Annotated in this window: 12 protein-coding genes and 1 pseudogene; 5 read left to right on the top strand and 8 right to left on the bottom strand. The window is 69.5% G+C overall.

Annotated features, from left to right (window positions below; translation table 11 throughout):
* Together ACLL81_RS10040 and dapF are read right to left on the bottom strand one after the other, a co-directional pair.
* A partial coding sequence (locus ACLL81_RS10040) for a radical SAM protein (RefSeq protein WP_411288200.1) occupies positions 1 to 592 on the bottom strand: 592 nt, incomplete at its 3' end.
* Positions 589 to 1,410, bottom strand: coding sequence for a diaminopimelate epimerase (gene dapF / locus ACLL81_RS10035; protein ID WP_411288199.1), 822 nt, complete (start codon positions 1,408 to 1,410; stop codon positions 589 to 591). The genes ACLL81_RS10040 and dapF, both read right to left, overlap by 4 nt.
* Before the next feature lie 80 nt (positions 1,411 to 1,490).
* Between dapF and ACLL81_RS10030 the strand changes: the two genes are divergently transcribed.
* A complete protein-coding gene (locus ACLL81_RS10030) occupies positions 1,491 to 2,525 on the top strand; it encodes a hypothetical protein (protein WP_411288198.1) in 1,035 nt (344 codons plus the stop codon).
* Positions 2,479 to 3,516 carry a prolyl oligopeptidase family serine peptidase gene (locus ACLL81_RS10025; RefSeq protein WP_411288197.1) on the top strand — a complete coding sequence of 346 codons (1,038 nt, stop codon included), beginning with the start codon at positions 2,479 to 2,481 and terminating at the stop codon, positions 3,514 to 3,516. Before ACLL81_RS10030 ends, ACLL81_RS10025 begins: the two co-directional genes overlap by 47 nt.
* 185 nt (positions 3,517 to 3,701) lie before the next feature.
* Here the strand turns inward: ACLL81_RS10025 and ACLL81_RS10020 are convergent, their stop codons facing one another.
* Together ACLL81_RS10020 and ACLL81_RS10015 are read right to left on the bottom strand one after the other, a co-directional pair.
* A complete protein-coding gene (locus tag ACLL81_RS10020) occupies positions 3,702 to 4,598 on the bottom strand; it encodes a LysR substrate-binding domain-containing protein (RefSeq protein WP_411288196.1) in 897 nt (298 codons plus the stop codon).
* Positions 4,599 to 4,705: 107 nt separating this feature from the next.
* Positions 4,706 to 5,557, bottom strand: a complete 852-nt coding sequence (locus ACLL81_RS10015; protein WP_411288195.1) for a glutamate racemase — start codon at positions 5,555 to 5,557, stop codon at positions 4,706 to 4,708.
* Between the two features lie 109 nt (positions 5,558 to 5,666).
* Between ACLL81_RS10015 and gshB the strand changes: the two genes are divergently transcribed.
* Complete coding sequence (gene gshB / locus ACLL81_RS10010; RefSeq protein WP_411288194.1) at positions 5,667 to 6,614, top strand: glutathione synthase; 948 nt, start codon at positions 5,667 to 5,669, stop codon at positions 6,612 to 6,614.
* Positions 6,615 to 6,749: 135 nt separating this feature from the next.
* On the top strand, positions 6,750 to 8,294 hold the full coding sequence (locus tag ACLL81_RS10005; protein ID WP_411288193.1) for a YifB family Mg chelatase-like AAA ATPase: 1,545 nt from the start codon (positions 6,750 to 6,752) through the stop codon (positions 8,292 to 8,294).
* Here the strand turns inward: ACLL81_RS10005 and ACLL81_RS10000 are convergent.
* The 4 genes and pseudogenes from ACLL81_RS10000 to ACLL81_RS09985 form a co-directional block, all read right to left on the bottom strand.
* A complete protein-coding gene (locus ACLL81_RS10000) occupies positions 8,237 to 8,698 on the bottom strand; it encodes a hypothetical protein (protein WP_411288192.1) in 462 nt (153 codons plus the stop codon). The genes ACLL81_RS10005 and ACLL81_RS10000 overlap by 58 nt on opposite strands.
* 69 nt (positions 8,699 to 8,767) lie before the next feature.
* Entirely contained in the window at positions 8,768 to 9,133 is a 366-nt protein-coding gene (locus ACLL81_RS09995; protein ID WP_411288191.1) for a hypothetical protein, read from the bottom strand.
* A gap of 220 nt (positions 9,134 to 9,353) precedes the next feature.
* A complete protein-coding gene (locus ACLL81_RS09990; protein ID WP_411288190.1) occupies positions 9,354 to 9,692 on the bottom strand; it encodes a hypothetical protein in 339 nt (112 codons plus the stop codon).
* A gap of 130 nt (positions 9,693 to 9,822) precedes the next feature.
* A pseudogene (locus tag ACLL81_RS09985) lies at positions 9,823 to 9,987 on the bottom strand (response regulator transcription factor); the annotation flags it as partial.
* Positions 9,988 to 10,159: 172 nt separating this feature from the next.
* On the opposite strand from ACLL81_RS09985, the gene ACLL81_RS09980 reads away from it, so the two are divergent.
* Positions 10,160 to 10,399, top strand: a 240-nt coding sequence (locus ACLL81_RS09980) for a histidine kinase dimerization/phospho-acceptor domain-containing protein (protein ID WP_411288189.1), incomplete at its 3' end; no start/stop codon positions are given.

Genomic DNA, 10,399 nt, shown 5'->3' with positions numbered 1-10,399 from the left:
GCAGGTCAGAGCCCCAGCTGGTCACGTCGACACCGGTCAGCACCACCTCGCGGTAGCCCTCTGCGGTCAGCTTGCGGACCTGTTCCACCACCTCGCCGGCGGCGGCGGAGCGCGAGTTTCCGCGGCCATAGGGAATGATGCAGAAGGTGCAGCGGTGGTCGCAGCCGTTCTGGACCTCCACATAGGCCCGCGCCCGGTCCTTCAGCCCATCGATCAGGTGCCCGGCGGTCTCGCGCACGCTCATGATGTCGTTGACCCGCACCCGACCCAGGGCCTCGGCGGCGGGGGCGTAGGCGCCGGCCTGGCTCTTTTCGGCGTTGCCCAAGACGAGATCGACCTCCTCCATGGCGGCGAAGGCGGCCGGGTCGATCTGGACCGCGCAGCCGGTGACGATCAGCTTCGCGCTGGGCCGCGCGCGCCTGGCCTTGCGGATCGCCTGGCGGGCCTGGCGCACAGCCTCGCCCGTGACCGCGCAGGTGTTGAAGACGATGGCGTCGACCAGGCCGTCCTCCGCCGCGCGCTTGCGGATGACCTCGCTCTCATAGGCGTTGAGGCGGCAGCCGAAGGTGACGATGTCGACGGCGTCGGTCATGGCAGTTCGCCTGCGAAGTCGACGGCGGCGGGCCCGGTCATGATCACATGGCCGTCGTCACGCCACTCGATGAAGAGATCGCCGCCGGTGAGCTCAAGGGTGGCGGCGCGGCCGGTGAGCTCCCGGCGGGCGGCGGCCACCAGGGCGGCGCAGGCGCCCGTGCCACAGGCCTGCGTCACGCCCGCGCCGCGCTCCCAGACCTTCAGCGCGATCCGGTCGCGAGCCTTCACCTGGGCGAAGCCGACATTGACGCGCTCGGGAAACAGAGGGTGGCGCTCCACCGCGGGGCCAACCTCGCGCACCGGGGCGTCCGCCAGGTCGTCGACGAAGAAGACCACGTGGGGATTGCCCATGGAGACGCAGCCGGGGGGGCTGGCCAGGGCGGGATGATCATGCAGAGTGACGTCGAGGGCGCGGGTGTCGTGGGCATGACTGAGCGGAATTTCCGTCCAGTCCAGGCCCGGTTCGCCCATGTCGACGCTGACCAGGCGATCGCCGGCGCGGGTGGCGGTGAGCCGTCCAGCCCTGGTCTCGATGACCGCCACGTCCAAGCCGGACGCCTGCATCAAGAGCCAGCCCACGCAGCGCGAGCCGTTGCCACAGGCGGAGACCTCCTCGCCGTCGGCGTTCCAGAAACGCACGCGGGCGTCGGCGTCGGGCGACGGCTCGATGGCGATGAGCTGGTCGCAGCCGATCCCGCCGGCGCGATCGGCGATCGCGCGCACCTGCGCCGCCGTGGGCGCAAAGGGGGCGGAGCGGGCCTCGACCACGACGAAGTCGTTGCCGAGCCCGTTCATCTTGAGGAACGGACGGCTCATGGCGGCGGACATATAGTGGAGAACGCCGCGCGTGGCACGCCACGGGAGACAGGCGCCTCTCCCTGAGGCTAAAATGCGACATGAGAGCCCTGCTCGCCAGCCTCTGCGCCGTGGCCCTCGCCGTTCCCGCCGCCCACGCCGAGGACGACCCCTACATCTGGCTGGAGGACATCGACTCCGCCCGCTCGATGGCCTGGGTCGCCGGCCAGAACGCCAAGTCCGCCAGGCGCCTGGAAGGCGACGCCCGCTACCCAGCCATGCTGGCCGAAGCCCGGGCCATCTTCACCGCCCAGGACCGCATCCCGACGCCCGGCTTCCGCGCCGGCGGGATCGACAACCTCTGGCAGGACGCGGCCAACGTCCACGGGATCTGGCGCCACGCCACCCTGGCGTCCTACCGCACCGCCCAGCCCGCCTGGACGACGATCCTGGACCTGGACGCGCTCTCCAGGGCCGAGGGCCGCAACTGGATCTGGAAGGGCGCGGACTGTTTGAAGCCTTTGGAGACCACCTGCCTGGTCCGGCTCTCCAACGGCGGCGGGGACGCGGTGGAGGTCCGCGAGTTCGACACCGCCACGCGGACGTTTCGCGCCACCGGTTTCCGCTTTCCCGAGGGCAAGCAGACCCTGGCCTGGGTGGACGCCGACACGCTGCTGGCCGCCCGCGCCTGGACGCCGGCCGAGGTCACCGGTTCGGGCTATCCCTATGTGCTGAAGGTGCTGGGGCGCGACGGCTCGGCGCGGGAGGTGTTCCGGGGCGCGAAGACCGACGTCTCCGCCACCCCCATCGTGTTGCGCGGGGACGGCGACCGGGCCGACGCCCTGATGGTGCGCCGTGGGGTCAGCTTCTTCGAGAGCGAGTTCAGCTTGGTCGGCGACTCCGGCCTGACCCGCGTACCCCTGCCCACGAAGGCGCAGTACCGGGGCTATGTGGACGGCCAGGCGGTGTTCGCTGTCCAGCAGCCCTGGGGCGGGTTCGGCGCCGGCGCCCTGATCGCCTATGACCTGGCCGCGCTGAAGCGGGACCCGGCTGGAAGATCAGCAGGTCTCCACCACCGAAGGCAAGCTGGTGGTCGCCCTCCTGGAGGACGTGAAGGGCGCGGTGGATGTCTATGATCTGACGGCCGGCCGCTGGAGCGCGCGGCGCCTGCCGCTGCCGAAAGACGCCAACATCACGCTCGTCGATACCGCCGGCCACAGCGAGGAGCTGTTCGCCACGGTGGAGAGTTTCCTGGAGCCCACCAGCCTGTGGCTTGCAGACGCCGCCCGCGGGCGGGCCGCCGAGGTGAAGGCCCTGCCGGCGCGGTTCGCCGCGTCAAACCATGTGGTCGAGCAGTTCTGGGCGACCTCGACGGACGGGACGAAGATCCCCTACTTCCTGGTGCGACCCAAGGCGATCAAGGCGGACGGAAGCCTGCCGACCCTGATGTACGGCTACGGCGGTTTCGAGGTCGCCAAGCCACCGGTCTATCTGCCGGAGATGGGCAAGCTGTGGCTGGCCCGGGGCGGCGCCTATGTGATCGCCAACATCCGTGGCGGCGGCGAATTCGGGCCGGCCTGGCACCAGTCGGTGCTCCGCGAGAAGCGGCAACTGGCCTTCGACGACTTCGCCGCGGTGGCCAGGGACCTGAGCGCGCGCAAGATCACCTCGGCGCGCCGCCTGGGCATCTATGGCCGCTCGAACGGAGGTGTGCTGACCACCGTGGCCATGACCCAGCATCCGGAGCTGTGGAACGCGGTGGTGGTGGAGAGCCCGCTGGTGGACATGCTGCGCTATCACAAGCTGTCGGCGGGCGCCTCGTGGGTGGGCGAGTACGGGGACCCGGACGTAGCGGCGGACCGCGCCTTCATCGCCAGGTACTCCGGCTACCAGAACCTGAAGGCCAGGACGGCCTATCCCGAGGCCTACATCACCACCAACACCCGCGACGACCGGGTGCATCCCGGTCATGCGCGCAAATATGCGGCGAGGCTGGAGGCGTTGGGCGTGCCTTACCTCTACTACGAGCAGACCTTCGGGGGGCACGCCAACGACGCCGACCCCGAGCTGAACGCCGGGCGCTGGGCGCGGCACTACGTCTACCTGGCCCAGAAGCTCATGGACTAGGTCGTCTCCACCGTCGCGGCGGTGTCGTCGATCATCGCCACGATGCGGTCGACCTCCGCAGGCGTGATCCGCGGTGACATGCGGTTCTGGAGCGCCATGCCGAGGTTCATCATGGCGCGGCCGACCCGGGGACGGCCAGGACCAGGCGCATCGGCGTTTCTCTCCAGCTTTGCCTTGGTAACGCGCTAGACGCCCTTTAGAGCCTCGGCCAGCAATTTGCCCTCCGCGCCGCGGTTGGAGCCTGCCCGCCAGGCCACCACGATCTCGCGGCTGGCGTGATCGGCGTCGATGGGCAGGACGGTGATCGGCGCCTGCTCGGCGAGGCCTGCGCTCACCGCCATCTGCGGCAGGAAAGTCATCCCCAGGCCCGACCCCACCATCTGCACCAGGGTCGCCAGGGAGGTGGCGGCGAAGGCGACCTCCTCGCCGTGGCTTTTCGGCGGTTTCAGGCCGCAGGCGGCAAGCGCGTGCTCGCGCAGGCAGTGGCCATCCTCCAGCAGGATCAGGCCGTCCTTCTCCATGGCGGCCGGCGAGGCCGACGCCTTGCGCGCCAAGGCATGACCTGACGGCATGGCGGCCACCAGCTCGTCGTCCGCCACGTGCGCCCACTGCAGCCCGGCCATGTCGAAGGGCAACGCGATCAGCGCCGCGTCGAGTTGCCCGGCCTTGAGCTGGGCGATCAGCCGCTGGGTCAGGTCTTCGCGCAGGAACAGGCGCAATTTCGGGAACCGCTCGCGCAGCATCGGCAGAGCCCTGGGCAACAGATAGGGAGCCACGGTGGGGATCACCCCCAGCCGAAAGCGGCCGGTGAGCGGCTGGCCGGCGTTCCTGGCCGCCTCCATCAATTCCTCCGCCTCGTTGAGGATGGCGGTGGCGCGGCGCAGGGCCTCCTCGCCGACGGTGGTCAGGATCACCCCTGAACGCGCCCGGTCGACCACCGCCGCCCCCAGCGCCCGCTCCAGCTCCTGGATGCCGGCCGACAGCGTCGGCTGGGTGACCCTGGCGGCCTCGGCGGCCCGCCCAAACGTCCCGTTCTCGGCGAGAAGCTTGAGGTACTGGAGCTGGCGGATGGTGGGAAGCATGCGGTGAGCATAGGCGGGGTCTATGGCAATGGCTCGAACAATCGATCAAGCCAGTACCCCCGTCTCCGGTTGGCGCTAGTCCCGCTTTCCGGTCACGATTTACCCCCCTAGGCCGGCTCGAAGGTTAGCGGAGCCCCCCAGAAAGTCTCCGCCAGGCTAGTTTGCGCGCCCGGCGCGCCGGTGGTCAGGAACCGCCGCCGGCCGCCGGTCCCGGGCGCGAACTCCGGGTGGCGGTCCAGGTAGATCGCCAGGGCGTCGGCCAGGGCGTCCGGCTGGTGGATCAAGGGCGTGCCCGCGGGCAGGGCCTGGCGGAACAGGTCGGCGACGATCTGGTAGTGGGTGCAGCCGAGGATCGCGCGGTCCGGAGCGCGGCCGATCCGCGCGGTGATCGCCTTCACATGGCCGGCGATCACCTCCGCCAGCTCCCGCCGGCCCGCGCCGGCCTCGATCATCCGCGCCAGCTCCGGACAGGATTCGGAGAACACCGCCACATCCTCGCGGCGCTTGTCGATCTCGATCTCATAGACCCGGCTGGCGGCGGTGGCCGGCGTCGAGAACACCGCCAGGATGTCCAGGTTCTCCACCTTGTCGCCGCGCCGCTCCGGCTCGGCTTCCCAGGCAAGTCCTGTGGCCGCCTCGATAGTCGGCACGATGATGCCCAGCACATTGGCGGGGCGCCCGCTGGCCTTGCGCAGGCCGGGCAGCCAGGTCTGTTGCAGGCGGCGAAGGGCCACGCCGGAGGCGGTGTTGCAGGCGAGCACCACCAGGTCGCAGCCCTCGTCGAACAGCCGCTGGCAACCAGCCCGGGTCAGGTCGACGATCTCCTCCCCCGGCCGGCCGCCGTAGGGGGCGTTGGCCTGGTCGGCCAGATAGACGAAGTCGGCCCGCGCGAACCGCTCCACGAGCCGGTGATGGACCGTCAGCCCGCCCACGCCGGAATCGAACACGCCGATGGCCATGGGCCGGTGTTAGCCGCGCCGGCGGATCGCGCCTAGCCCCGATGCGCGGATGCTGGCGCTTCACCGCCCGCCGCCTTATGTCGCTGTTGGCTGTCGGGAGCTCGCGCGCATGTCTTTGAAGGTCGCCGTCCAGATGGATCCCATCGAGGGGATCGGTATCGAAGGCGATACGACCTTTCTGATGATGGAGCAGGCGCAGGCCCGCGGACACAGCCTGTTCGTCTACACCCCCGACAGGCTCGCCCTGGAGGAAGGCCGCGTGTTCGCCCGCGGCCGCGATGTCAGCGTCCGGCGGGTGAAGGGCGACCATGCCCGGCTGGGTGACTGGCGCCGCCCCGAGCTGACCGAGTTCGACGTGGTCCTTCTGCGCCAGGACCCGCCCTTCGACATGACCTACATCGACACCACCTACTTCCTGGAGGCTGTGCACCCGAAGACCCTGGTGGTGAACAACCCGGCGGAGGTCCGCAACGCGCCGGAAAAGCTGTTCGTCACCCAGTTCCCGGGGGTGCAGCCGCCGACCCTGATCACCTCCGACAGACAGGCGATGTATGAGTTCCGGGCCCGCCATGGGGACCTGGTGGTCAAGCCGTTGAACGGGCGAGGGGGCTCTGGCGTGGCGCGGTTGCTGGCCGATGACCCCAACCTCGACGCCCTGCTGGAGCTGCACGAGCAGATCAGCTCAGAGCCGGTGATCCTGCAGAAATTCCTGCCCTCGGTGGTCAAGGGCGACAAGCGTATCCTGCTGGTGGACGGGGAGCCGGTGGGGGCGATCAACCGGGTGCCGGAGAAGGGCCAGATCCGCTCCAACCTGGCGGTGGGCGGCAAGGCCGAACCGGTGGAGCTGTCGGCCCGCGACCGGGAGATCTGCGCCATCATCGGCCCTGAACTGAAGCGGCGTGGCTTGCTGTTCGTCGGCATCGACGTGATCGGCGACTACCTGACCGAGATCAACGTCACCTCCCCCACCGGCGCGCCGTCCCTGAAGACCTTCACCGGCATCGATGCGGCGGAGATTCTCTGGGAGCGGATTGAAGCGCTTCGGGCGGCCGGTTAGCCCGGCCGGCGAGAAGACGCCGGGAAGTCACGGAAACGTCTCACCTTCCCCATAAGTTCTATTTTTGTTCTTGATCCGGGCCAGGCTTCGTGGTGGCCTTGTGGATAAGTGCAGGCGAAACACAAGGGGTTGAGGATGGCGGCGCGGGTGGTGACGCTGGCGTTCCAGGGCGTCGAGGCCGTGCGGGTCGACGTGCAGGTGCAGTTCACCAGCGGCGAATCCAAGTTCTTCCTCGTGGGCATGGGCGACAAGGCGATCTCGGAGAGCCGCGAGCGTGTGCGCGCCGCCTTCTCCGGCCTGGGCCTGGCGCTGCCGGCGCGGCGGATCATCGCCAACCTGGCGCCCGCCGACCTGCCCAAGGAGGGCAGCCACTACGACCTGCCCATCGCCCTGGCCATCATGGCCGGCATGGGGGTGATCCCGCCCGACGCCCTGGCCGACTGGGCGGCCATGGGGGAGCTGTCGCTGGACGGCCGGATCACCGCGGTGGCCGGCGCGCTGCCGGCGGCGGTGGCGGCCGGCGCCCTGGGCCTGGGCCTGATCTGCCCGGAGGCTTGCGGACCCGAGGCGGCCTGGGCCGGCGACACCCGCATACTGGCCGCCCCGTCGCTGATCGCTCTGGTCAATCACTTCCGCGGGACCCAGGTGCTCTCGCCGCCGAAGCCCGGGACCATGCTGGACGGCGAGCGGGGCCCTGATCTGCGCGACGTGAAGGGCCAGGAGAACGCCAAGCGAGCCCTGGAGATCGCCGCGGCCGGGGGCCACAACCTGCTCTTTTCGGGCCCGCCCGGCTCCGGCAAGTCGATGATGGCCGCCCGCCTGCCGGGCCTCCTGCCGCCGATGACCCCGGAGGAGTTGCTCGAAACCTCGATGATCCACTCGGTGGCGGGCCTGATCGCCAGGGGCCAGCTCACTCGCGCCCGGCCGTTCCGCACGCCTCACCACTCGGCCAGCATGGCGGCGCTGACCGGCGGCGGACTGAAGGCCAAGCCGGGTGAGGTGAGTTTGGCGCACAACGGAGTCCTGTTCCTGGATGAGTTGCCGGAGTTCGGTTCCCAGGCGCTGGATAGCCTGCGCCAGCCCCTCGAGACCGGCGAAGTGGTGGTGGCCCGCGCCAACGCCCACATTCGCTATCCCGCCCGGTTCCAGCTGGTGGCGGCGATGAACCCCTGCCGCTGCGGGCATGGCGGGCCGGGCCGCGGGGCCTGCGGACGCGCGCCGCGCTGCCAGACCGACTACCAGGGGCGGATCTCCGGACCGATGATGGACCGCATCGACCTGCAGGTAGAGGTCCCGCCGGTCACCGCCGCCGACCTGGCCCTGCCGTCGCCCAGCGAAGGCACCGCCGCCGCCGCCGCCCGGGTGCTGGCGGCGCGGCGGCTCCAGGCGGAGCGGGCCGCCGGGGCCGAGGGCGCGCCAAAGCTGAATTGCCTGGCCGAGGGCGACTGGCTCGAGACCATCGCCGACCTCGACCCGCCGGCCCGCGCGCTGCTCTCCCGCGCCGCCGAGGCTGGCGGTCTCACGGCACGCGGCTGGACGCGAACGCTAAGGCTAGCGCGCACCATCGCCGACCTGGAGGGCGCGGACGCGGTGCGCCGGGTTCATGTGGCCGAGGCGCTGATCTACCGCAGGGTCGCGCCGGGGGCTTCTCTGATCTCGTCGGCGTCGATCTCCGCGTAGCGGCGCGGCGCGGTCCAGGCGCCGTAGCCGATCGAGAACAGTGCGAGATAGCTCCACGCGATCCCCGCGGTCTGATAGGCCCAGCCGCTGATCGTCGGGTCGACCGCGCGCGCCAGATGGGTGACGACGAGCAGCAGTTTGAAGGCGGCGGCGAACAGCGGCCAGTAGCGGGGAGTCCGCAGCGCGAGCCAGAGGAAGACCGGCAGCTGAGCGACGTCGGTCAGCAGCACAGGCCACTGCGTGCCCTCGTTGCCTTTCTGGAAGACAACCATGGTCAGCGACCATGAGAGGAGCACGGTGCCCGCGGCCAGCCGTTCGGTGTCGCGGCCGCGCAGCACCGCCAGAGTGCAGGCCACCACCAGCACGATGGGCCATACCCAGAGAGGGAGCTGATAGCTGGACAAGACAAGGCCCCCGGGAAGGTCCCCCGAGGGTCGAATCTGTCAGACTTGCAGGTCCAAAGAAAGCGACGGTTACGCCGCGTGCACCGCGCGAAGTTGGCGCAGCTGGCGCTCGCCGTCCCGTTCGATCGGCGGGGGCTTGTCGCCACCGGGACCTTCGAGCTTCACTGCGCCGAGCCCTATCTGGGTCTGGACGACGCTGAGTTCCTTGTGTGTCTCGACGATGGCCCGGCGCGCTTCCGAAAGCGACATGATCGCCTGGGTGGCGCGTTCGAGGGCGTCCTGGCCGATGAGGGCCGAGGCGCCGGCCGACTGGCGCAGGAGCGGCATCATCGCTGTGAGCTGTGCGGCCTTGGTGATGGCGGCGTCGATTGCGCTCTCGGCTTCGAAAAGAGCGCCAGCGACCTGTTCGGCCGCGATACGGCGTTGCTTGAGCATGCGTTCTCTCCATGCGCGGCGGGGTCCCCGCGCGCTCTCAGTTTCTGATTTCGAGGTTTCCGGACCGTTGAGGTCCTTGGTTAATCGCGGTTAGGCGATCAGGCCTTCAGCAGGTTGTGCGCCAGGTGACCCAGCTCGCCGAGACCCGCCAGCATGCCCCCGAAAGCCAGGGCCGTGATGACCGCGATCGCGACGACAAGGCCGAGCCTTGCGACGGGGCTCAGCTCATTTCGGCGGAGCCCACCTCCACTTCGCCCTTGAAGTTCTCGTCCAGGAGAACCCAGGTGAGGCAGAGAATTTCCCGCAGCACCATTTCCGGCGGCTTGAATGGGGCCAGCTTCCGGGTGGCCGACACCAGGTGCCGGGCCATGTCCGCCTGCGCCGCGGTAGCCGACAGATCGACGAGCTGCCGCTCGAGTTGCGTCCAGGAGAAGCCCGGAAGGAGTTCCTCCCGCTTGGCCAGCGCCGGCCAGCGGGCCTCGAAGTCGTCGATCTCCCGACGAAGGCGTAGCGCCTTGCCGATCACTGCCCTGTTCTCGAAGTTCGGCCAGTCGCCCATCGGGGTCCCCCTGTGCTGCCGGCTCATCGAGCCCGCAATCGGAGGCAGTGTCTGTCCTGATCGCGTCCTGTCCTGACGCGATCAGGACAGGGTTAAGGACGTCCACCTCGCGCAGAAGCTTGGCCGCCTGATAGCGATCGCCCACGCCCAGCTTGCGCCGCGCGCGGTCGCAATAGGTGTCGACCGAGGTCTTGGACATGCCCAACTCGCGGGCGATCTGCTTGGAACTCAGATGCTGGTCGACCAGGCGCAGGCACTCGCGCTCGCGTGGGGTCAGGAGGTCGACAGCGGTCATCACGCCCTCGAAGGGAACGGGGTCTAGAATGGTAGTAAACCGCGCCTTGGGCGTTTCGTCTACTTTGCAGAGTGTTTGTGCGCTTTCCCGTCTAACGATCGCGCGGTTTTGTAGCAGCCGGCGGGCGGGTTTGACTGACCGTTAAGCCGTTGCCGCCTATCCCTCGGCCGACATGCGTAAACCCGCCCGACCCCTCTCCGAGCGCCGGCCCAACCGCGCCCAGATCAGCGCGGAGCAGCTGGCCTCGCTCAGCCATGAATTCCGCACGCCGCTGAACGGGGTGCTGGGGATGGCGCGGCTGCTGGACGGCACCAAGCTCACGGCCGAACAGAAAACCTATGTGACGGCCCTGCATGACAGCGGCCACCACCTGCTGACCCTGGTCAACGACGTGCTCGACTTCGCCAAGCTG

This window comes from Phenylobacterium sp. (assembly GCF_046590535.1).
Taxonomy (GTDB): Bacteria; Pseudomonadota; Alphaproteobacteria; order Caulobacterales; family Caulobacteraceae; genus Phenylobacterium.
The sequence above is the reverse complement of the archived record's forward strand: the minus strand, read 5'-3'. Positions and strand labels throughout refer to the sequence as shown.

Coding starts and splice junctions, on each gene's coding strand:
- dapF (WP_411288199.1), bottom strand. CDS start 1,410: ATGAGCCGTCCGTTCCTCAAGATGAACGGGCTCGGCAACGACTTCGTC.
- ACLL81_RS10005 (WP_411288193.1), top strand. CDS start 6,750: ATGGCGGCGCGGGTGGTGACGCTGGCGTTCCAGGGCGTCGAGGCCGTG.
- ACLL81_RS09995 (WP_411288191.1), bottom strand. CDS start 9,133: ATGCTCAAGCAACGCCGTATCGCGGCCGAACAGGTCGCTGGCGCTCTT.
- gshB (WP_411288194.1), top strand. CDS start 5,667: ATGTCTTTGAAGGTCGCCGTCCAGATGGATCCCATCGAGGGGATCGGT.
- ACLL81_RS09990 (WP_411288190.1), bottom strand. CDS start 9,692: ATGGGCGACTGGCCGAACTTCGAGAACAGGGCAGTGATCGGCAAGGCG.
- ACLL81_RS10020 (WP_411288196.1), bottom strand. CDS start 4,598: ATGCTTCCCACCATCCGCCAGCTCCAGTACCTCAAGCTTCTCGCCGAG.
- ACLL81_RS10015 (WP_411288195.1), bottom strand. CDS start 5,557: ATGGCCATCGGCGTGTTCGATTCCGGCGTGGGCGGGCTGACGGTCCAT.
- ACLL81_RS10030 (WP_411288198.1), top strand. CDS start 1,491: ATGAGAGCCCTGCTCGCCAGCCTCTGCGCCGTGGCCCTCGCCGTTCCC.